The sequence below is a fragment of the Variovorax sp. Soil_C_12 genome, from assembly GCF_057657375.1.
On the sequence record NZ_JBDGIO010000001.1, the window covers coordinates 700731 to 722613 of the forward strand.

At 68.7% G+C, this 21883-nt stretch carries 17 protein-coding genes and 2 pseudogenes; 12 read left to right on the plus strand and 7 right to left on the minus strand.

Annotated elements, in window-relative coordinates; translation table 11 throughout:
- Positions 1 to 43: 43 nt before the first annotated feature.
- From AC3A6X_RS03475 to AC3A6X_RS03485, 3 genes and pseudogenes are all read right to left on the minus strand, one after another.
- Positions 44 to 241 carry a hypothetical protein gene (locus AC3A6X_RS03475; RefSeq protein ID WP_487841107.1) on the minus strand — a complete coding sequence of 66 codons (198 nt, stop codon included), beginning with the start codon at positions 239 to 241 and terminating at the stop codon, positions 44 to 46.
- Between the two features lie 51 nt (positions 242 to 292).
- Positions 293 to 421, minus strand: a pseudogene (locus AC3A6X_RS03480) (ESPR domain-containing protein); the annotation flags it as partial.
- A 239-nt stretch (positions 422 to 660) separates the two neighbouring features.
- Positions 661 to 858 carry a hypothetical protein gene (locus AC3A6X_RS03485; protein ID WP_487840818.1) on the minus strand — a complete coding sequence of 66 codons (198 nt, stop codon included), beginning with the start codon at positions 856 to 858 and terminating at the stop codon, positions 661 to 663.
- 170 nt (positions 859 to 1028) lie between these two features.
- Here AC3A6X_RS03485 and AC3A6X_RS03490 point away from each other — a divergent pair, with 170 nt between their 5' ends.
- Genes AC3A6X_RS03490 through AC3A6X_RS03505 form a run of 4 tightly spaced genes read left to right on the plus strand, consistent with a single transcriptional unit; the run spans position 1029 to position 3476 of the window.
- Entirely contained in the window at positions 1029 to 1619 is a 591-nt protein-coding gene (locus AC3A6X_RS03490) for a cytochrome b (protein ID WP_487840819.1), read from the plus strand.
- Positions 1616 to 2176 (plus strand): YceI family protein, encoded by a 561-nt coding sequence (locus AC3A6X_RS03495; protein WP_487840820.1) that lies wholly within the window; start codon positions 1616 to 1618, stop codon positions 2174 to 2176. Before AC3A6X_RS03490 ends, AC3A6X_RS03495 begins: the two co-directional genes overlap by 4 nt.
- Positions 2176 to 2904: a YceI family protein gene (locus AC3A6X_RS03500; RefSeq protein ID WP_487840821.1), complete on the plus strand. Its 729-nt coding sequence runs from the start codon at positions 2176 to 2178 to the stop codon at positions 2902 to 2904. Before AC3A6X_RS03495 ends, AC3A6X_RS03500 begins: the two co-directional genes overlap by 1 nt.
- Positions 2901 to 3476, plus strand: coding sequence for an SRPBCC family protein (locus AC3A6X_RS03505; RefSeq protein WP_487840822.1), 576 nt, complete (start codon positions 2901 to 2903; stop codon positions 3474 to 3476). The genes AC3A6X_RS03500 and AC3A6X_RS03505 overlap by 4 nt, the downstream gene beginning before the upstream one ends.
- Positions 3477 to 3484: 8 nt before the next feature.
- On the opposite strand, the gene AC3A6X_RS03510 is transcribed toward AC3A6X_RS03505, so the two are convergent.
- Together AC3A6X_RS03510 and AC3A6X_RS03515 are read right to left on the minus strand one after the other, a co-directional pair.
- A complete protein-coding gene (locus tag AC3A6X_RS03510; protein ID WP_487840823.1) occupies positions 3485 to 4990 on the minus strand; it encodes a tripartite tricarboxylate transporter permease in 1506 nt (501 codons plus the stop codon).
- A complete protein-coding gene (locus tag AC3A6X_RS03515; protein WP_487840824.1) occupies positions 4990 to 5412 on the minus strand; it encodes a tripartite tricarboxylate transporter TctB family protein in 423 nt (140 codons plus the stop codon). The genes AC3A6X_RS03510 and AC3A6X_RS03515 overlap by 1 nt, the downstream gene beginning before the upstream one ends.
- Positions 5413 to 5783: 371 nt before the next feature.
- Here AC3A6X_RS03515 and AC3A6X_RS03520 point away from each other — a divergent pair, with 371 nt between their 5' ends.
- A complete protein-coding gene (locus tag AC3A6X_RS03520) occupies positions 5784 to 12173 on the plus strand; it encodes an amino acid adenylation domain-containing protein (protein ID WP_487840825.1) in 6390 nt (2129 codons plus the stop codon).
- Positions 12174 to 12234: 61 nt separating this feature from the next.
- On the opposite strand, the gene AC3A6X_RS03525 is transcribed toward AC3A6X_RS03520, so the two are convergent.
- A complete protein-coding gene (locus tag AC3A6X_RS03525; protein WP_487840826.1) occupies positions 12235 to 13527 on the minus strand; it encodes an SUMF1/EgtB/PvdO family nonheme iron enzyme in 1293 nt (430 codons plus the stop codon).
- 152 nt (positions 13528 to 13679) lie between these two features.
- Between AC3A6X_RS03525 and AC3A6X_RS03530 the strand changes: the two genes are divergently transcribed.
- The 7 genes and pseudogenes from AC3A6X_RS03530 (at position 13680) to AC3A6X_RS03560 (ending at position 20315) form a co-directional block, all read left to right on the plus strand.
- A complete protein-coding gene (locus AC3A6X_RS03530; protein ID WP_487840827.1) occupies positions 13680 to 14219 on the plus strand; it encodes a TRAP transporter small permease subunit in 540 nt (179 codons plus the stop codon).
- 36 nt (positions 14220 to 14255) lie between these two features.
- Entirely contained in the window at positions 14256 to 15806 is a 1551-nt protein-coding gene (locus AC3A6X_RS03535; protein WP_487840828.1) for a TRAP transporter large permease, read from the plus strand.
- Positions 15803 to 16270, plus strand: coding sequence for a hypothetical protein (locus AC3A6X_RS03540; RefSeq protein WP_487840829.1), 468 nt, complete (start codon positions 15803 to 15805; stop codon positions 16268 to 16270). Before AC3A6X_RS03535 ends, AC3A6X_RS03540 begins: the two co-directional genes overlap by 4 nt.
- Positions 16271 to 16350: 80 nt before the next feature.
- Positions 16351 to 16443, plus strand: a pseudogene (locus AC3A6X_RS03545) (2Fe-2S iron-sulfur cluster-binding protein); the annotation flags it as partial.
- A 282-nt stretch (positions 16444 to 16725) separates the two neighbouring features.
- Positions 16726 to 18207: an aldehyde dehydrogenase family protein gene (locus tag AC3A6X_RS03550; protein ID WP_487840830.1), complete on the plus strand. Its 1482-nt coding sequence runs from the start codon at positions 16726 to 16728 to the stop codon at positions 18205 to 18207.
- 42 nt (positions 18208 to 18249) lie between these two features.
- Entirely contained in the window at positions 18250 to 18969 is a 720-nt protein-coding gene (locus AC3A6X_RS03555) for a cupin domain-containing protein (protein ID WP_487840831.1), read from the plus strand.
- A 20-nt stretch (positions 18970 to 18989) separates the two neighbouring features.
- Entirely contained in the window at positions 18990 to 20315 is a 1326-nt protein-coding gene (locus AC3A6X_RS03560) for an NAD(P)/FAD-dependent oxidoreductase (RefSeq protein WP_487840832.1), read from the plus strand.
- A gap of 228 nt (positions 20316 to 20543) precedes the next feature.
- Here the strand turns inward: AC3A6X_RS03560 and AC3A6X_RS03565 are convergent, their stop codons facing one another.
- On the minus strand, positions 20544 to 21875 hold the full coding sequence (locus AC3A6X_RS03565) for an MmgE/PrpD family protein (RefSeq protein ID WP_487840833.1): 1332 nt from the start codon (positions 21873 to 21875) through the stop codon (positions 20544 to 20546).
- Positions 21876 to 21883 lie beyond the last annotated feature (8 nt).

Consider the following 21883-nt stretch of genomic DNA (forward strand, 5'->3'; position numbering starts at 1 on the left):
TGCCCAACCGGCGCTTGCACGGCTCGTTCCTTTCACGACACTGCTACCACCGCACTCGCAGGCCCGCCGAGGCGTTGAGCTGCGACTTCACGCGGGTGTCTCCACCCGAGGCCCACAGCTTGCCCACTTCACCGTAGAGGCTGATGGTGACGCCGCCTTCCACCACCGGCAGGTGCGCGCCCAGCGTCATGGACCCGGTCAGATCGATGACCGCATCGTTGCCTGTGATGCAGGCGGCCAACTCGGCTGTGCTGCCTGCGGTACATGCATGGGCGGCGGGCATGCCGGTGCACAAGATGGCGGCGGTCAGCGCGCAACCCCTCGCGACACGACTGCGCTTGCCTCGCGCACGGGCATTCTCCGGAGCAGCCACCCAGGCGCCCAGCGCTCGGTTCCAAAGGCTGCGATGTGTTCTGTTCATGGGGAAGGTCTCGGTCGTTCAAGGACCACGCGGGCGAGCCGCACGTGGCAGGCAATGCCGCCTCGAGCCGTGCCCATGCTCTTCGAACGCCAGAGCCGTTCTTCGACAAGGCGCATGGAACCCGGGAGGGTTCGGCGACCGTCGAATGCTAGAAATGCCTTGGGGCGATGTCAGGCGAATGCGACAAAAAGCGAGAATCGGCTCTCGCTCATCGCTGCCCCCTTCCGCTCCCGGCCGCCTCAGCGCCCCTGGTTCAGGCGGCTGAGCCCCAGGTCGGTCAGCATGCAGGTGCCTTGGCGGTCGGTGGTCACCAGGCCGTTGGAGCGCAGGCGGCTGGAGACCTTGATGGTCTCGGTGGGGTGCCGCTTGGCGAGGGCGTCGCGCAGCGCTTCGAGCGTGCGCCACTGTTCGTCGTTGAGCTGGATCTTCTTCGTCATGCTTCCGGGGGTCCTCGGGGCAGGAGTGTGGCGCGCAGGCATGCCAGGCGCCTCCTTCAGAAGTGCTCTTGTCAAACGAGCCGAATCTGGTTATAGAAACCGCGAAAAACCAAGGCCCGTCGACGCCGGCAGCCCTTGTACGCAGGCGGCACAGCCGGTACAAGCGCAGCATGCGGCCCAAACCCAGCTCCATCGACGCCAACGCGCGTGCCGAGCGGGCGCCCGCCTGGAACGGCGGCGTCAAGTTCTTCCACTGGCTGATCGCGCTGCTGATCCTCGTCCAGTTCGCGCTCGGCTGGCTGGCGGTCGGCTGGCGGCTCTCGCCGACCAAGCTGGATTTGTTCGTCTGGCACAAGTCCATCGGGGTGCTGGTGCTCGCGCTGGTGCTGCTGCGCCTCGCGTGGCGGCTGCTCGCGCCGCCGGCACCCGCCCTGCCCGCGCACATGCCCGCGTGGGAACGCGCCGCGGCGCACGCCAGCCACGTGCTGCTCTATGTGCTGATGCTCGCGCTGCCGCTGAGCGGCTGGGTCGTGCAGTCGACCTCCGGCATGCCCTTCCGCATCTTTTGGCAATGGCCGCTGCCGGTGATCGCGGCAGCCGACAAGGCCGCGTCCGATCTCGCGGCGATCGTGCATCTCTCGCTGGGCATCGCCCTCGCCGCCCTGCTGGTCGTGCACATCGGCGCGGCGCTGCGGCATCACTTCATCCAGCGCGACGAGGTGCTCACGCGGATGCTGCCCACCCGGAGACGCGCTTCATGACCCGCCTGGCCTGCCTCACCCTGCTGCTCGCCTCGGCCGCGCTGGCGCCCGCCTTCGCCGCCGAGTGGAAGATGGACCCGGCCGCGAGCCGGCTCGATTTCGCCGCGAGCTTCGAAAAGACACCAGCGCCCGGCGTGTTCAAGGACTTCGAGGTGCGACTGGACTTCGACCCCGAGCGCCCGGCCGACGGCCGCCTCGAGGTCCGCATCGGCGTCGCGAGCGCCGACATGGCGAATGCCGACATCAACAAGGCCATCGCCGGCCCCGAATGGTTCGACTTCGCACGCCATCCCCAGGCCGAGTTCCGCGCCACCGAGATCCGCCGCGTGCAGGGCAACAGCTACCTCGCGCGCGGAACGCTGAGCCTGAAGGGGGTGCAGCAGGCCGTCGAGGTGCCCTTCAGCTGGAGCGACGCGGCCGATGGCGCCAGCATGCAGGGCGAGCTCACGGTGAAGCGGCTGCCCTTCGGCATCGGCACCGGCGAGTGGGCGGCGACGAACGTCATCGGCCCTGACGTGACGATCAAGTTCCGCATCCGACTCCGCAAGGCCTCCTGATGCCGCGGCGAGCTCTCTGCGCCCTCGCCCTGCTGGCCGCGCTGCTCGCGGCCTGTACGCCGCCGCTGCGCGAGGCCGCGCCCCAGCCGCCCGCCACGGCCCCGGCCGAATTCCCGCGGGCGTTCTACGAGCAGGCGCTGTCGCGCGGGCAGCCGGTCTATCGCATCGAGCCCGCGCGCTCGCTGGTCGCCATCACCGTGCGCCGCGGCGGATCGCTGGCGCGGCTGGGTCACGACCACGTCGTCGCCAGCCGCGGCGTGCAGGGCCTGGTCGCACCCGGGGACGGCCGCGCCGACCTGTACCTGCCGCTCGCCGGGCTCTCGGTCGACGAGCCGGCGCTGCGCGCCGAGGCGGGCCTGGACACCCAACCCGGCGAAGCCGACATCGCGGCAACGCGCACCAACATGCTCGACAAGGTGCTCGAGGTGCAGCGCTTCCCCTTCGCGCTGATCGGCGTGAAGACACGCGCCGACGCGCGGCTGGACGTGGCCATCACGCTGCACGGCCAGACCCGCCACTTCGAGGTGCCGGCGCGAGTCGCTGCGGGACGCGGCGAGATGAGGGTCAGCGGCGAGCTGGAATTCGACCAGTCCGAATTCGGCATCGTGCCCTTCTCGGTGCTGGGCGGCGCGATCCAGGTGCAGGACCGCCTGAGCCTGCGCTTCAACCTGCATGCCACCGAGGCCGCCGACCTGCAGGCACGGGTTCGCGCAGGGTCGATGCCGTGAGCCCCCGCCGCATCGTTGCCGCTGGCCTGCTGCTGGCCGGGACCCTCGCGGCACAGCCCGCCGTCGCCGCCGGGCCGATCCGCTTCGAGGCCGAAGGCGAAGGCGAACTCATCACCATCACCGCCTCGGCCGACATGCAGGTCGACCCGCGCACCGTGTGGGCCGTGATCTCCGACTACGACCGCCTGGCCGAATTCATCCCCGACATGCGCAGCTCGCGCGTAATCCGCCGCGACGGCGACCAGGTGCTGGTCGAGCAGACGGGCGAGTTCGGCTTCCTGTTCTTTCGCCAGCCGGTCGAGGTGCGGCTGTCGGTGGCCGAGTCGCCGCCGCGGCGCATCGTGGCGCATGCGGTCGGCGGCAACCTGCAGTCGCTGGAAGGACGCTACGCCATTGAAATCCTCCCCGGCGGCGAGGTGCGCCTGAGCTATTCCGGCCGGCTGGTGCCGGGGTTCCAGGTGCCGCGCTTCGTCAGCCGGATGGCGGTGCGCAGCACGATGGCCCGGCAGTTCCAGGCGCTGGTGCAGGAGATCGTGCGCCGCGATTTGTCGGCGCGCGGCGAGGCGCGCTGAGCGCTGCGCTATGCCACCGGCTGCTGCAGGGCGCTCTTCTTCCGGGCCTGCAGGAAGAACGCAACCACCTGCCAGGCGACAAAGACGCCAATCAAGGCCAGCAAGGTCCCGCTGATGGGCCGGGTGAAGAACATCGTGAAGCTCCCGCGGCTCAGCAGCAGCGAGCGGCGGAAGTTCTCTTCCAGCATCGGGCCGAGGATGAAGCCGAGCATCAGCGGCGCGGCATCCAGCTCCAGCCGCATGAACATGTAGCCGATGAAGCCGAACCCGGCCGTGATGAAGATGTCCTCCAGGCTGTTGTTCACGCTGTAGGTGCCGATGCAGCAGAAGAACAGGATCGACGGGAACAGCACGCTGTAGGGGATCTTGAACACCGACAGCCAATAGCGCACCAGCGGCACGTTCAGCACCAGCAGGAAGACGTTGCCCACCCACATGCTGGCCACCAGGCCCCAGAACAGGTCGGGGTGGCTGGCGATCATGTTCGGCCCCGGCTGGATGCCCTTGATGACGAAGGCCGCCAGCATCAGCGCCATCACCGGGTTCTCGGGGATGCCGATGCTCATCAGCGGGATGAAGCTGGTGCGCGCTGCCGCTTCGTCGGCCGCGGCCTGGCCGGCCACGCCTTCGATGCAGCCGGTGCCGATCTCGTGCTTGTACTTGCTGACCTTCTTGTCGAGCGCATACGCGGCGAACTGGGCGATGGTCGGGCCGCCGCCGGGCAGGATGCCCAGGAAGGAGCCGATCGCCCCGCCGCGCAAGGCGCTGGGGATGATCCGCTTGAACTCCTGCCAGGTCGGGATCAGGTGGATCTTGCCGTTGAAGGGCGAGCGCTCCTCGCGGGCGTCGAGGTTCTTCGTGATCTCGGCGATGCCGAAGCAGCCCAGCGCGATGCTCACGATGCCGACGCCGTCCATCAGGAAAGGCAGGTCCATGGTGAAGCGCGCGGTGCCGCTGTTCACGTCGGTCCCGATCTGCCCCAGCAGCACGCCGATCAGGCACATGGCCAGGCCGTTGAGCAGGCTGCCGGTGGTGACGAAGCTCACGCACACGAAGCCCACCAGCATCATGGCGCAGTAGTCCGCCGGGCCGAACAGGAAGGCCACTTCGCCGAGCATGGGCGCCATCCAGGCGAGCACCACGATGGCGATCGTGCCGCCGATGAAGCTGGAGACGCCGGCGGTGAACAGGGCCAAGCCAGTCTTGCCCTTCAGCGTCATCGCGTAGCCGTCGATGCAGGCCACGATGCTGCTGGCGTGCGGGATCTTCATCGTGATGGCGCTCACGCTGTCCCCGTACTGCGCGCCGTAGTAGATGCCGGCCAGCATGATGAGCGCGCCGCCCGTGGGGATGGAATAGGTCAGCGGCAGCAGCAGGCTGATGGTGGCCAGGGGCCCCAGGCCGGGCAGCAGGCCGACAAGCGTGCCCACCGTGCAGCCGAGGGCGCAGAACATCAGGTTCTGGATGGTGAGGGCGTGCGAGAAGCCGAACGCCAGGTTGTGCAGGACGTCCATCAGTAGAGCGGCAGGTTCAGGCCGAGGAGTTTTTGAAGGACCAGGGCCATGGTGACCAGGCCGGCGGCGATCTTGACGTTGCGCCACCACGAATAGGAGGTGCCGGCCAAGGTGGAGAAGAACACCATGAAGACGATGCCCGCGATCATGTTCACGACCATCGAGATCACCGCGAATCCGCAAAGGCTCGCGATGATGATGGCGATGTTCTTGAAGTTGAGGTCCAGGTGCACGCGCTCGACGAAGCGCGAGCGGATCACGGTCGCCAGGCCGATCAGGAAGAGCAGGAAGCTCACCAGGGCCGGGAACAGGCCGGGCCCGGCGCGGCTGAAATCACCGATCGGGTAACGCAAGGATTGCAGGCCGAAGGCGAGCGAGATCGCGATGAGGAAAAGTCCTCTGGAAAGATTTCGGTTGTTCATGGGGGCTGGATGCGGTTGTCTCCGGGTTCTCGGCGAGCGACCCATGCCTTGAGCAGAGGCCGCCGTGCGTTCATGCGCCCGGCCGGGGAACTGCCGGGCGGTCCGATGCTCGTGCGCCGGCACTGAACGGAATCTGACCTGTCGGTGCGGGGAAATACGTACCGGGACGCGGAGTTGGCGCGTATGAGGCGGGGTCTGACGAGGTCGCTCGATGGCGTTTTCTCCGAGATGGTTTAACGTTTTCACCTACCCATCGACCTCGCAAAACGTGTCAAAACCGTGATCGGAGGGAGTGCAGCGAATCCGGCGAACACGGTCATGCATGCACGCCTGTTGCTTGCGCGCGTCTCGTCGCATTCCCGAGGTTTCTCTTGACGATTTCTCCTGCCTTCGCTCCCGGGCCTTCGAACGCGCAGCGCGAACGCCGGCTGCCCCTGTCATCGGCGCAACTGAGGCTGTGGCTGCTGGACCAGATCGACGCGGGCGTGCAGGACGCCTATCACATCTCGGGCGCACTGGAGTTCCGCGGGCCGCTGGACGAAGAGGCCCTGAGGCGCAGCCTCGATGCCCTGATGGCGCGGCACGACGTGCTGCGCGCCACCGTCATGGAGATCGACGGGCAGGCGATGCAGCGCATTCCCCCCGCGCTGCGTTTCGCATGGCGCACGGAGGATCTTCGCCACCTGTCCGGCCCGGCCCTGGAGGCCGAGCGCCGCCGCCAGATCGAAGAGGAATGCGGCGCACGCTTCGACCTGCGCGCCGGTCCGCTGATCCGCGGCCGGCTGTTGCGCATCGCCGGCGACCGCCACACGCTCGTGCTGGCGCTGCACCACATGGTGACCGACGGCTTGTCGACGGCGATCCTGATGCGCGATGTCGCCGCCTTCTACACCGCCTTCGTGCAGGGACTCCCCGACCCGCTGCCGCCGTTGCAGGCGCAGTACGCGGACCACGTGCAGGAGGAGCGCGAACGCGCCTCGTCGAGCACGCGCCAGACCCGGCTCGACTTCTGGCGGCGCCAGCTGCAGGGCGCGCCCGAGCTGCTCGAGCTGCCCACCGATCGCCCCCGCCCGCCGCTGCAGAGCCACGCGGGGGACCGGGTCGACATGGTGTTCCCGGCGCCCCTGCTCGAGGCCCTGCGCGCCTGGGCCCGGCGCCGCGACGCCACCTTGCCGATGGTGCTGCACGCGGGGCTGTCGGTCCTGCTCGCGCGCCTGAGCGGCCAGGGCGACATCGTGATCGGCATGCCGGTGGCCAACCGGCGCCGCGCGGCCTATCGGCAGCTGATGGGGTTCTTCGTCAACACCATCGCGCTGCGCGTCGACCTCGCCGACAACCCGAGCGCCGCCGAGCTGGTGGAGCGCGTGCGCGGCATCGCGCAGGCCGCCTACCTGCGGCAGGACGTGCCTTTCGAGCAGATCGTCGAGACGGTCCAGCCCGCGCGCAATCCGAGCCACAGCCCGATCTTCCAGGTGCTGCTGGTGATGCACAACTTCGACACCGAAGTCATCGAGCTGCCGGACGCGACCCTGCAGCTGGTCGAGGTCCCGCCCCAGAGCGTGCCCTGGGACCTGGCGGTGGTCCTGCGCGAGACGTCCGACGGGATGGTGGGCCGCTTCGCCTATGCCACCGGGCTGCTCGACCGCGAGACGGTGCAGCGCTGGACCGGCTACTTCCTGCGTCTGCTCGGCGCCATGGCCAGCGACGAAACCCGGCGCGTCGCCGACCTCGAGATGCTCGACGATGCGGAACGCGCGCTGCTGCTCGGCGGCTTCGGCGATGCGCCCGCGCCGCTGCCCGCGCAGCCGCGGGTGCATGTCCTGTTCGAGGCGCAGGCGGCGCGCACGCCCGAGGCCCTCGCGCTGGTGGACGAGCAGCGCAGCTGGCGCTACGCGGAACTCGAGCGCGAGGCGAACCGGCTGGCGCATCGGCTGCGCGCCGCCGGCGTGGTCGCGGACGACCGCGTGGCCCTCTTCGTGGCCCGCGGCGCCGAGCTGGTGATCGCGATGCTGGCCGTGCTCAAGAGCGGCGGCGCCTACGTCCCGCTGGACCCGGCCGATCCGCCGGAGCGCATCGCCCGCATGCTGGGCGACGCGAAGCCGCGCGTCGTGTTGACGCAGGAACGGCTGCGCAGCGTGCTGCCGCCCTTGCACGCGCGGCTCATGCTGCTGGAGGCCGAGGCCAAGGCCCCGGAGATCTCGCCCTCGAAAAACCCGCCTGCCGCAGCTGCGCACGATCCCCTGGCCTACGTGATCTATACCTCCGGCTCCACCGGAGATCCGAAGGGCGTGGCGATGCCGCACTCGGCCCTGGTCAACCTCATCGAATGGCAGGCCCGGCAGCGCCCGCAGCGCAGCGCCCCGCGCACCCTGCAGTACGTGGCGATCGGCTTCGACGTCGCGTTCCAGGAGGTCTTCACCACGCTGTGCGGCGGCGGCACGCTGGTGACCGTGAGCGAAAGCACGCGCCGCGACATGGGTGCGCTGCTGCGCCTGCTGCGCGAGCAGCACATCGAGCGGCTGATCCTTCCCTTCATCTCGCTGCAGCACCTGGCGGAAGAGGCCGCGGTGACGAAGGCGCCGTTGCCCGCGCTGCGCGAGGTCATCACCGGCGGCGAGCAATTGCGCATCGGCACCGAGATCCGCGACCTGTTCAAGCGCTTGGGCGACTGCCGGCTGCAGAACCAGTACGGCCCGACCGAGTACCCGGTGGCCACCGCGCTGGACCTGGACGGCCCGCCCGAGGGCTGGCCGCTGCTGCCGTCCATCGGGCGCCCCATCGCGAACACCCGCGTTCGTGTGCTGGACGCCCAGCGCCGGCTGCAGCCGATCGGCGTCAAGGGCGAGATCTACCTCGGCGGCGCCGGCATGGCGCGCGGCTACCTGCTTCAGCCCGACATGACCAGCACCAGCTTCGTGGCCGACCCCTTCGACGCCCGGCCCGAAGCGCGCCTCTACAAGACCGGCGACATCGGCCGCTGGCACGCCGACGGCCGCCTCGAATACCTGAGCCGCGAGGACGACCAGGTGAAGCTGCGCGGCTTTCGCATCGAGCTGGGCGAGATCGAGGCGCAGATCGGGCGCCATCCCGCGGTCGGCGATGTCGCCGTGGTGCTGCGCGAGGACAGGCAGGGGGACAAGCGCCTGGTCGCGTACGTGGCGAAGGCGCCCGGATCGCCCCACGACGAGAACAACCTGGTCAGGCGCCTGCGCACGCACCTGCGCCAGCTGCTGCCGGACTACATGCTGCCGGGCGCCTACGTCGTGCTGCCCGCCCTGCCCTTGACCACCAGCGGCAAGCTCGACCGCCGCGCGCTGCCGCCGCCGCAAACACACGCGGGCCGCGAGCGGGTGATGCCGCGCCATCGCACCGAAGAAATGATCTGGGAGATCTGGCGCGACGTGCTGCACAGCACGGCTTTCGGCGTGGAAGACAGCTTCTTCGAGCTGGGCGGCCATTCGCTCATGACCATGCAGGTGGCGTCGCGCGTGCGCGAGCGGCTCGACATCGATATGCCGCTGGCCGCGCTCTTCGAGCACGTCACCATCGCCGAGCTCGCGGCGTGGATCGACCAGCGGCTGGCCGGCAAGCCCTCGGCGGCGCTGGCGTCGATCCCGCGCGTGCCGCGGGGCGGTCCGCTGCCGGTGTCCCTGTCGCAGCGGCGCATGTGGGTGATCCAGCAGTTCGATCCGGCCTCCGTGGCCTACAACGTGGCCGTCACGCTGCGCCTGCGCGGCCCGCTCGACCGCCAGCTGCTGCAACGCTCCCTCGATGCACTGGTCGAACGCCACGAAGGCCTGCGCACCCACTTCGTGCTGCACGAGGACGAGCCGGCGCAGGTCATCGCGCCGGCTGCCGGCGCGGCGATCGAGCGCATCGATCTTCGGATGCTGCAGTCCGGCGAGCGCGTGGCCGCGGCGCGGTCCGTCCTGCGCGACCGGGTGGCGACGCCTTTCGAGCTCACGAAGGCGCCGCTGCACCATGCGACGCTGGTGCTGCTCGGCGATGAAGACCACGTGCTGCTGTGGCTGCTGCACCATGCCATCACCGACAACTGGTCGGTGGCGATCCTGATGCGCGAGCTGCTGGAGGTGTACGCGAGCCTGAAGGCGGGCCATGCGCCGGAGCTGCCCGCGCTGCGCATCGAGTACGCCGACTACGCCGCCTGGCAGCGCTCGCCCGAGGCCGTGGCGCAGCGCCACCACGAGATGGACTACTGGGTCGGGCGCTTGCGCGGCCTGCAGCGGCTCGACCTGCCGACCGACTACCCGCGGCCGCAGCTGCCCACCTTCCGCGGCAGCCTGGTCGCCGCGACCCTGCCGCAGACGCTGCGCGAGCACCTGCACGACTTCTGCGGCCGGCACGGGACGACACCCTTCGTCGTCCTGCTCGCGGCCTTCAAGCTGATGCTGGCGCGGCACGCGAACAGCAGCGACATCGCGGTCGGCACGCCCATCGCCAACCGGCACCGCCTCGCCACCGAACAGCTGGTCGGCACCCTGGTCAACACGCTGGTGATGCGCACCGACCTCGCGGGCGACCCGGACTTCGTCGAGCTCGTGCGGCGCGTGCGCAAGACGGCGCTGGATGCCTATGCCCACCAGGATGCGCCCTTCGACGAGCTCGTCGAGGTGCTGGGCCAAGACCGCGTCGCGCAACCCGAAGGGCTGGTGCGCACGCTCTTCAACGTGCTCAACGCACCGCTCGGACGGCTGGCCCCGGTCGAATTCAGCGCCGAGGAATTCGAGCTGGAGCACACCGCCGCGCAGTTCGACCTGTCGATGCACGTCGACACCGAGTTCGGCCAGCGCATCTACCTCGAATACTCGACCGACCTGTATGCGCGGGAGAGCGCGCAGCGGATGCTCGAGAACTACCTGGCGCTGGTCAAGGAAGCCCTGGCCGATTCCGCGCGGCCCCTGTCACGCTATTCGATGGTGACGCCGGCGCAGTTGGCCTTGCTGCGCGATGGATGGAATGCCACGCAGCGCCCGCTGCCGCCGCAGCTGCTGGTGCATCGGCATCTGCGCGTCGGCGAGGCGGGGCTGCGCGACCGCGTCGCGGTGGTCGATGCCGCCGGCCGCGCCACGGGCTACGGGCAGCTCGAGGCCCGCTCGAACGTGCTGGCGCATGCGCTGCGCGCGCGCGGCATCGGCCGCGGCCATCGGGTCGGGCTGTGCGTCGCGCGCGATGCGGGCATGGTCGCGGCGCAGCTCGGCGTGCTGAAGTCGGGCGCCGCCTACGTGCCGCTGGACCCGGCGTTTCCGGTCGAGCGGCTGCGCTACATGGCGTCCGACGGGGCGCTGTCTGCCATCCTGGTGCCGCCGGAGCTGGCGCCTCCCTTCGCAGATGCCGGCGTGCCACTGGTGGATCCGCACGATCCGGCCTTCATCGCCGGCGCCTCGAGCGAGCCCCTGCCGCCCGACGCCGCGCGCGACGCCGGGCCGCTCGATGCCGCCTACATGATCTACACCTCCGGATCGACCGGCAAACCCAAGGCGGTGGCCGTTCCGCATCGGGCGGTGGTCAACTTCCTGGCTGCGATGGCGCGCACGCCGGGGCTGCGCGAGACCGATCGGCTGCTGGCCGTCACCACGCTCTCCTTCGACATCGCGGTGCTGGAGCTGCTCCTGCCACTGGCGGTCGGTGCGCAGATCGTCATCGCCGACCGCGAGCAGGTGAGTGATCCGGCGCAGTTGCACGCGCTGCTGGAGCGCCATGCCGTCACGGTGATGCAGGCCACGCCTTCGGCCTGGCGCTCGCTGATCGAGGCCGGCTGGACTGGTGCGGCCGGCTTCCGCGCCCTGATCGGCGGCGAGCCGCTTCAGCCGGCGCTGGCCGACCAGCTGATGGAGCGCACGGCCGCGCTGTGGAACATGTACGGCCCGACCGAGACCACTGTCTGGTCCACCTGCTGGCAGGTGCAATCGCCGCGGGAGGGCATCTCGATCGGCCGTCCCATCGCCAACACCTCCGTGTGGATCCTCGACGCCAACGGCCAGCCCTGTCCGATCGGGGTGCCGGGCGAGGCCTGCATCGGCGGCCTGGGCGTGGCCCTCGGCTACCACGGGCGCGAGGCCCTGAGCGCGGAGCGCTTCGTGCCTGATCCGTGGGGGGACGAGCCCGGCGCCAGGCTGTATCGCACCGGCGACCTTTGCCGCTGGCGTCACGATGGCGTGCTCGAGCACATGGGGCGGCTCGACCACCAGGTCAAGGTGAGGGGTTTCCGCATCGAGCTGGGCGAGATCGAATCGGTACTGCTCGGCCATCCGGCGGTGGCGCAATGCGTGGTCGTCACGCGGGCCGAACGCGAGGACGATGTGCGGCTGGTGGGCTACGTGGTGCTGCGCGAGGGCGACGGCGATACGGGCGCCCTGCGGGAGCATCTGCGAACGGAGCTGCCCGACTACATGGTGCCGCAGCACCTGGTGGCCTTGCCCGCGCTGCCCTTGCTGCCGAACGGCAAGATCGATCGCGGCGCGCTGCCGGCGCCTGACATCGAGATGGCCCGCCCGGCGTCCCGTGCCTGGCTGGCGCCGGAGACGCACGAGGAAAAGGCCATCGCCGCGATCTGGGCGGAACTGTTGGGCATCGACCGCGTTGCGGCCTCCGACAACTTCTTCGATCTGGGCGGGCACTCGCTGCTGGCGATGCGCGCGGTCATCGCGGCGGAGAAACAGCTGGGGTGGCGGATCGCGCCGCGAAGGCTGGTGTTCGAGACGCTGCGGCAGGTGGCGAATCCGGCGCATGGGAAGCGGTGATCCAGCACCAGCTGCCTAGGTGCGGATCCCGGTTTCCCCAGCGCGCCGGCCGAGGCCGCTATCAGAACGCGCAGGTGCGAAATCCGAAGAACCCGTCGTCCCGCTCCGGCCAGGCAAAGCCGCGGCGCTTGGGCGAACGCAGGCGCGCGCGGGTCGCAGCAGAAGCGCCGCGCAGTACGCGCGCCGTGCCGAAGGCGGGCTGCGGGTCGAACTCGGTGCCCGCGCTCCAGGGGTCGGCGCGGAAGTCGGGCCAAGGCTGCAGGGTGCCCGCGGTCCACTCGTGCACGTCGGCCCAGCGGAAGCCGCGCCGCGCGGCCTGGTGGGCAGCGATTTCCCATTCGACCTCGGTCGCGAGACGGCGCCCGGCCCAGCGCGCCCAGGCGTCGGCCTCCCACCAGCTCACATGCACCACGCTCTGGTTGCCGGCCGCGCGCATGGGGCGGCCGAAGCGCTGCTGCAGCACCGAGCCGCCGCTGCCGCGGCGCGCCGCGCCGATCTGCTCCACATGGCGCGGGCCGCGCCGGCCCTCGGTCTGGGCCGCGAGCCAGGCGAGCCCGCCCGGCAGCCACAGTTCCTCGCGGTCGTAGCCGCCGTCGTCGACGAACTCCACGTACTGGCTCCAGGTGACGGGCTGGGCATCGATCTCGAACTCCGGCACCTCCAGCATGCGCCGGCCGCGCTCCTGCGCGAAAGCGAAGCCGGCCTCGTCGAAACCAAGCGTCCATGCGGTGGCCGGCAGCACCAGTGGCTCGTGCTCCACCGGCGCGGGCCGCGCCTCGATGCCCAACGGCAGGCCGAGGGTCTGCGCCATCACCACCAGCTGCTCGCCGCGCAGGTCTTCGTGAAACAGCGCCAGCCGGTAGAAGTAGAGGCCGGCATCGGTCTCGACCGCATGCTCCAGCAGTTCCAGCGTGCTCTCCAGCGTGTCGAGCAGGTAGGCCTTGGTCTGCTCGAGGTCGGGCAGCTCCAGCGACCAGCGCTGCTTCGCCTCGACCTGCGCCGGGTTCCACCAGCCGTCGGCCTCCGGCTCGATGGCGGCCAGGCGCGTCGGCCGCACCGGGCATTCGGCACCGAACGCGCGCTGCGTGTTGCGCGCGATCCACCACTCGGCGAACCAGCCGATGTGGCCGGCCAGCCAGAGCGGCGGATCGATGTCCTCCTGCCGCGGCACGGCCAGTATTCCCGAGCCCAGCGCTTGCTCGTAGAGCGACAGCAGGTGCAGCGTGTGGTTGCGCGCGTCGATCAGGGCCAGCGAGAGCAGCTCGCGGCCTGCGCGGCGCATCTCGGGCGAGTCGATGGAATGAGGCAGGCCGGAAGCGCCGAAAGGCGTGCCGGACGGCGGGCTCGAAGGCATCGGCCATTATGGCCACGCGCGCGGCGCGGAGGGACTCCCCGGGTAAACCCGCCGCCCGCCTCCGGCCGGCGTTCGGCAGCGGCGCGGTAACATTGCGGGCTTTGCGCCGACCCTACCCGACTGGCGTTAAAACCACCCCAAAGAGACATACCTTGTCCGCATTCCTCAAGTTCGCGCTGGCCATGGACTGGATCAGCGCACAGCTCGGCAAGCTGGCGGCCTGGGCCGTGCTCGCCGCCTCCTTGATCTCCGCCGGCAATGCCTTCGTGCGTTATGGCCTGGACTTCAGCTCCAACGCCTGGCTCGAGATCCAGTGGTATCTGTTCGCCGCCACCGTGATGCTCGGTGCGCCGCTGGTGCTGAAGCTCAACGAGCACGTGCGGGTGGACATCATCTACGGCAAGCTCAAGCGCAACGGGCCGGTGTATGTCGATCTCTTCGGCCTGCTCTTCTTCCTGCTGCCCGTGATGGGCCTGCTGTTCTGGCTCACGCTCCCTTTCTTCCTCGGCATGCTGAGGAGCGGCGAGATGTCCGGAAACATTGGTGGCCTGATCCGCTGGCCGGCCGCGCTGATGATGCCCGTGGGCTTCGGCGCCGTGTTCCTGCAGGGCGTGGCCGAGGTGATCAAGCGCATCGCCTACCTGCGGGGCCTGATCGAGATGGACACGCACTACGAGAAGCCGGTGCAGTAAGCACCCCCTCAATCGCACCGCTTCCCAGGATAAGAAATGCAGATGGAAAATTTCGCCCCGATCATGTTCGCGGGGCTGGTGGTGATCATGCTGATCGGCTTCCCGGTGGCGTTCTCGCTGTCGGCGCTGGGCCTCTTGAGCGGCTTCATCGCGATCGAGATGGGCTGGTTCCCGCCGGGCTTCATGGCCAACCTGCCGCTCAACGTGTTCGGCATCCTGTCCAACGAAACGCTGCTGGCCATCCCCTTCTTCACGCTGATGGGCGCGGTGCTCGAGAAGTGCGGCCTGGCCGAGGACATGCTCGACTCCATGGGCCAGCTCTTCGGCCCGGTGCGCGGCGGCCTGGGCTACTCGGTGATCATCGTGGGCTTCATCCTCGGCGCCATCACCGGCACCGTGGCCGGCCAGGTGATCGCCATGGCGATGATCTCGCTGCCGGTGATGATGCGCTACGGCTACAACATGCGCTACTCCGCCGGCGTGCTCGCCGCCTCGGGGACCATCACGCAGCTGGTGCCGCCCTCGCTGGTGCTGATCGTGATGGCCGACCAGCTCGGCACCGACGTCGGCCAGATGTACAAGGGCGCCTGGGGGCCGTCGATCCTGCAGGTGCTGATCTTCGCGATCTACACCTTCCTGGTCTCGCGCATCCGCCCGAGCTACGTGCCGGGCGTGCCGGCCTCGGCGCGTACGCTGGAGGGCTGGGCGCTGTGGGGCAAGTGCCTGCGCGGCATCATCCCCTCGGCGATCCTGATCTTCGCGGTGCTGGGCTCGATGGGCGGACTGCCCTTCATGGACCACGCGATCGCGACGCCGACCGAAGCCGGCGCGATGGGTGCGGTGGGCTCGCTGATCCTGGCCGCCATCCACCGGCGGCTGAACTGGCCGATGCTCAAGGAGGCGATGAACGGGACCATGCGGCTCACCGCCATGGTGGTCTTCATCCTGATCGGCTCGCGCGTGTTCTCGCTGGTGTTCCAGGGCGTCGACGGCGCCAAGTGGATCGAGCACTTGCTCTCGGGCCTGCCGGGTGGGCAGATCGGCTTCCTGATCGCGGTCAACGTCTTCGTCTTCTTCCTGGCCTTCTTCCTCGACTTCTTCGAGATCGCCTTCATCATCCTGCCGATGCTCGGGCCCGTCGCGGCCAAGCTGGGCATCGACATGGTGTGGTTCGGCGTGCTGCTGTGCGTGAACATGCAGACCTCGTTCATGCACCCGCCCTTCGGCTTTGCGCTGTTCTACCTGCGCGGCATCGCCGACACGCTGTTCAAGAACGGCGCGCTGCCGCGCAAGATCGAGTCGCGCGACATCTACCTGGGCGCCATTCCCTGGGTCGGGCTGCAGCTGCTGCTGGTGGCGATCGTGATCTTCTTCCCGCAGACCGTCACCGTGTTCCTCGACAAGAAGGTCGAGGTGGACGTCGACAAGATCAAGCTGGAGATGCCGGCCGACCTGCAGGGCCCCGACAGCGGCGGCATCAACATGGACGACCCCTTCGGCAACAAGAAGTCCGCCGAGCCGGACGCGCTGCCGATGCCCGAGCCCGAAGTGCCGGCGCCGGCGCCCGGGGCCGACAGCAAGCAGTGAGCGCACCCGAGGCCGACGCGGGCGGGCCGCTCGAGAGCCCCGCCTACCCGCCTTTGGTGCGGATCCTGGCGGTGGTGCTGATCGTCGACCTGATCGCATTCGGGCTGTGGAGCCTGCCCGCACTGCGAAGCGCCGAGTGGTCGACGCCGGGCCTGCTGTTGTTCGGCGGCGCCGCGGTCTGCATCGCGTGGGTCGGCTACTGGATCGTCTACAGCCGCACGCGGCTCGAAGGCGACGTGCTGACGCAGACCTGGCTGTGGAACAAGCGCGAGAGCGCGGCGAACGTGGCGCAGCTCAAGCTGGTGCACTGGCCCTGGGTCGACCGCATCATCGCGCCCCGCCTGCTGGTGCGGCGCCGCAACGGCGCCGTCACCTGGTTCCATTCGGCCGACGCGCGTCTTCTGACCGGCTTTGCAGAACGCGTGGCCTTGCGCCTCGCCCCGGACCGACCCCATCATTCATAAGCAGCCTGCGCGTGCTTGCGCACGGGACTGCGCGGGCCGCTGAGCGGCCGGGGCCGAGGAGCTGCGCCCGCCGAAGCGATTCGCTGCTCAGCCACGGCCGGCGGGTGGGCGAAAGCGAGTTCGGCGACGTGCCGCGCGCCGGCTTCTGCCTGATGGGCGCCTGCCAGGACTGCCGGGCGCGGTCGCAACCGGTCGAGTGCGTCCGATGTAAAGGCCCCTGACGCATGCACGACGGCAGGATCTGCTGCAGCGACTCGCACAACCGCAGCCTGCTTTGTGCAAGACCCTCATTGAAGCATCGGCGCGAAGGGCACGCAGCCTAGACTTTTGGACATCCAAAGGCCCGACCTCAGCCCCATCATGAAGCACCCCACCGCATTACGAAGCCTCCGTGGCCACGCCTTTATGGATGGCAATGCACAAGCCTCACGTCGCGTTTCCGAAAGGCCGAATCCATGAACTCCTCCATCGTCGAACGCCTCAGGAGCACCGGCCGCCTGGATCGCGTGTTCATCGACGGCGAGTGGGTCGTGCCCCAGGGGCAAGCTCGAAGCTCTGTCATCGACCCGTCGACCGAGGAGCCTGTCGCGGAGATCGCGCTGGGAACTGAGCAAGACGTCGCTGCGGCGGTGGCCGCCGCGCGGCGCGCTTTCGCCACCTGGTCCGTGAGTTCTGCCCAGAGCAGGGCCTTGCTTCTTGATCGCGTTCACTCCCTGATCCTCGAGCGCGCGGAACTGTTCACTCAAGCGATCTCGTTGGAAATGGGCGCTGCCATCGGTTTTGCGCGCAGCACACAGGTGCCGTCTGCGGCGCAGCACATCCGCGTGGCCCGCGACAATCTGGTCGGTTATTCGTTTGTCACCCATCGCGGGGACATGGCCATCATGCGCGAGGCCATCGGCGTGTGCGGCCTCATCACCCCATGGAACTGGCCGCTCTACCAGATCACCGCCAAGGTCGGCCCCGCCCTGGCGGCGGGATGTACGGTCGTCCTGAAGCCCAGCGAGCTGTCGCCCCTGAGCGCCTTGCTCTTTGCGGAGGTGATGCAAGACGCCGGCATCCCGCCGGGCGTGTTCAACCTGGTGAGCGGCAACGGGCCGGAGGTCGGCGCCGCGCTGTCGGCGCATCCGGACGTGGACATGATCTCGATCACTGGTTCCACAAGAGCCGGTGTCCTCGTTGCCCAAGCGGCGGCCCCGACGGTGAAGCGCGTGGCCCAGGAACTCGGCGGGAAGTCGCCCAACCTCATCCTGCCGGATGCCGACCTGGCGCGTGCCGTACCGGCAGGCGTGGCGGCCGCCTTCCGCAACGTTGGCCAATCCTGCAGCGCTCCGACGCGCATGATCGTGCCCCGAGCGCACCTGCCGGAGGTCGAACGGATCGCGCTCGAAGCGGCATCCCGCATCTTCGTGGGCGATCCGCGTTCAGAGCAGACCACGCATGGCCCGGTGGCGAATCGCGCGCAGTTCAATCGGGTGCAGGAAATGATCAGCATCGGAATCGCCGAAGGCGCGCGGCTCATTTGTGGCGGCCTCGGACGGCCAGAGGCTCTAAGCCGCGGCTTCTACTGCCGACCGACCATCTTCACCGCGGTGCATCCTCAAATGCAGATCGCGCAGGAGGAGATCTTCGGGCCGGTGCTCGCGCTGATCCCCTATGACAGCGTGGACGAGGCTGTGGAGATCGCCAATGGCACCGTCTACGGCCTGGGCGCCCACGTGCAAGGCGAGGACCTCGGCGCGGCGCGCGCCGTCGCGGCCCGCATCCGCTCCGGGCAGGTGCATATCAACTATCCGGCCTGGAATCCCCATGCCCCCTTTGGCGGATACAAGCGGTCGGGAAATGGCCGCGAATACGGAATAGAAGGTCTCGAGGAGTACCTGGAAACCAAAGCCATTCTTGGCTTCCAGGATGCCTCGGCACCCGGTACCGACTGACAGGCTTTCAGTGAAAACATCGCGCAACGCGCAGGAGCAATCATGACCGTGGCCATCGTGCTGCACCGTGCCGACGGCGCGGCCCTTTCAACCTCTTTCCGCAGGGCGGCGTTCGGCAAAGACGATCCTTTTGCACGACATCGCGAGATCGCGTGGGAAGGACCGGGCTCGATGATCGCGGGCCGAACCAGCTTCATGGGTGAGCTCGAAGTCGCGAGCTTTCCTCACATCGAAACCATTGTTGTGGTGGAAGGAGAGCTGACCCTGACGGCGGCCGGGGCGGCCCCGCTGGTGCTCGGTCCACAAGCGGGCGCTGTCATCGGATGCGGTAGCGCGCTTCGCATCCACGCCGCATCCCGCGTGCGGTTTTCGTTTTGCGCGGCTGCCTGCGAGAAACCGACCAAGCGCGGCCTCATTCCCCTGCGCGCGGACGCCGACTTCAAGCCGTCCACACCGCCACCGGCGGAGACGCTGCTGGGCCCGGCCCCGCAATGCCGCAGCGACAATGTCTTCACCGAGGACGCTGCGCAGTACCTCGCGGGCACCTGGGACTCAACCCCCTACCACCGGGTCGTCCGTCCGCATCGCCTCAACGAATTCATGCATGTGCTGGCCGGCAGCGTGCGGTTCGCGGCCCCGGATGGCAGCGTGCTGTCGGTGGGCACCGGCGATGCGCTGTTCGTGCCCCAGGGCGCACCGATCGGATGGGAAAGCAGCGATCGCGTGGCGAAGTTCTACGTGGTCCAAAGCGTTCAGCCCTGACACGACGAGCGAGATTCATCATGTCCCCTCCGCTGCACCACCTCCAAACTTCGCCCACGCTGCCGGCCTCGGCTGACGTCGTCGTGATCGGCGGCGGCATCATCGGTGTCTTTAGCGCCTACTACCTGGCCCAGCGCGGCGTTTCGGTCGCCCTGGTCGAGAAGGGCAGGATCGGCGCCGAGCAGTCGAGCCGCAATTGGGGCTGGTGCCGACAGCAGAACCGCGACGCGCGCGAACTGCCGATGGCGAGCAAGAGCCTCGATCTCTGGGAACGATTTGCTGCCGAAAGCGGTGAAGACACCGGTTTTCATCGCTGCGGACTCTTGTATCTCAGCAACGACGAGGCCGAGCTGTCCCGTTGGTCCAGCTGGCGCGACTTTGCCAAGACCGCCGGCGTGACGACCCACATGCTCAATAGCCGGCAGGCCGCCCAGCGCGGGCAGGCGACCGGCCGCGCCTGGAAAGGCGGGGTCTTCTCGCCCAGCGATGGCACCGCCGATCCTGGCAAGGCAGCGCCGGCCGTGGCAGCTGCGCTCATCAAGCTCGGGGGCAGCGTCCACCAGAATTGCGCTGCCCGCGGCATCGAGACGGAAGGCGGACGGGTCAGCGGCGTCATCACGGAAGCCGGGGTCATCAAGACCAGGACGGCCGTGCTCGCCGGTGGCGCCTGGGCCTCCTCGTTCTGCCGGCAGCTCGGCATCCGTTTTCCCCAGGCCTCGATCCGGCAATCCATCCTTAGCGTGTCGCCTGTGGAGCATCGCTTGCCGGATGCCCTGTTTACGGCAGGCGTGTCCGTCACGCGCCGCAACGACGGACGCTACGCACTGGCCATCAGCGGCCGCGCACGCGTCGACGTGACGCCGCAGTTCATGCGATTCGCCCCGCAATTCGTGCCCATGTTCGCCAAGCGCTGGCGCAGCCTTCTGCCGGGAGGCCTGCAAGGCGTTCGCGGCGGCCACGAAACGCTGAAGCGGTGGCGGCTCGATGCGCCGACGCCGATGGAGCGGGTGCGCGTCCTCGATCCGAAGCCCTGTTTGTCCACGGTCAGGGAGACCCGCCGCCGCGCCGTCGAACTGCTGCCTGAACTGCGCGAAGCAAGGATCACGCACGCCTGGGCCGGCTTCGTCGACAGCACGCCCGACGGTGTTCCCGGCATCGGCGAAGTGCCCTCCATACCGGGCTTCATCCTGGCTGCGGGCTTTTCCGGACACGGCTTCGGAATCGGCCCTGGGGCTGGCCACCTGATCGCGGACCTTGCCACCGGTGCCGAACCGATCGTGGATCCCATACCGTACCGGCCGGAGCGATTCAGCGGCTCAGCATGGGGCAAGGTCGCTGATTTCTAGGCCGCGCCTGCGACGCGCCGAACCCCGACCCATCTACCCGGTTGAACGGCTGATCTGGAAGGCCGCGCAGCACGCGGTGTTCGCGAGCCCGGAACTGTTGGTGCAGGAGGTGGTTGCCCGGGTGCGGGATTCGGCGTGATTTGCCCGCCATGACACGCTGAACACCACGCCGAAGTCGGCCGCTTCGACCACCGCATCCTGCACGCGGTCATTTCGACTTGAAGGCCGTCAAGCGTGAGGCAGCGTGGCGCTCGTGTCCAACGACCACACCTGCGCCAGCAGCGCCCGAGAACGCTCGTTCCCAATCACGGGCGACGCCAATTCCAGAAACTTTCCTTCGAGTTCGCCATCTGTGAGCGCCTGCTCGGGGTCCCCCTTGCGGTTGGGCTGCAGGTGGTCGAGGCGACGCCCGTCGCGGGTCTCGATGACGATGCGCGCGGCGCGCTGCCCGGGGAAGGCCGCATCCAGTGCCGGATCGACCGCGACTTCGATGCGCTCCATCAGCGCACGCGTGACCTGATCCTCCAGCAGAGCTGGCTCGTAGGCCGCCAGGCGCACGCTGCCGTGCGTCAACGCCGTTGCCACCACGTAAGTCAGGCTGAACCGCGCTTCGTTGGCCGTGGTCGGATGGGTGTAGCAGGCGATGTCGAGTGCAGGCCGGTATGTCGCCACGTGCACGCGCTCGATGTTGCCGGCTTCGAGACCGTAACGCTGCTTCAGCTCGAGCGCACCGTCGATGGCGGCGAAGGTGTGACCGCAGCCGATGTGGTTCTTGAAGGTCAGCCTGGTGATGTGGAAGTCCTTCCCCAATGTCGCACCCGCCTCCGACCAGTCCGGGCCGTTGCTCATCGCTTGACCCAAACCGATCTCGCCGTCCAGCACGTCAAGCGAGCCGGTGACGCCGCGCCTCGCAAGCTGAGCCGCGAGCACGCCCGCCTCCGCGGCGCGACCTGCATGCAGCGGCTTGGACATCGAGTCCATGCGGAATGCCTGCTGCAAGCCGGCCGTGAAGGTGGCCGCCGTCGCCAAGGCATGCGCGAAGGCCGGTTCGTCCAGCGACATCAAGCAGGCAGCTGCAGACGCAGCGCCGAAACTGCCGACCGTTCCCGTGCTGTGCCAGTACTTGTAGTGCGGTCGGCCCATGACGACACCGATGCGCGTCGACACTTCGTATCCAAGAACGATGCCCCGCAGGAACTCGAGGCCGTTGGCGCCAACGTCCTGCCCCGCGGCCAACGCCGCCGCCACGGTCGCGGCACCAGGGTGGTACATGGCGTCCCGGAAACTGTCATCCACTTCCGCTGCATGGGCCGCCGTGCCGTTGATGAGCGCTGCCGCGCGCGCTGTCGCCGCGCGGCCCCCGGCCAAGAATGCTCGACCTCGGTCGAGGTCGTCGGCCAAGGCTTCTTCGAGCTGCCGCACGGGCGCGGCACTCAGGCCGGGAAACAGCGAGGCATACCAGTCGATCACGGCGCGTTTGGCATGGTGAATGACCTCGGGTGGCAGCGGCTGTCGATGAAACTCGGCAGAGTAGCGGGCGAAGACTTCTGTCGCGTGCATATCAACTT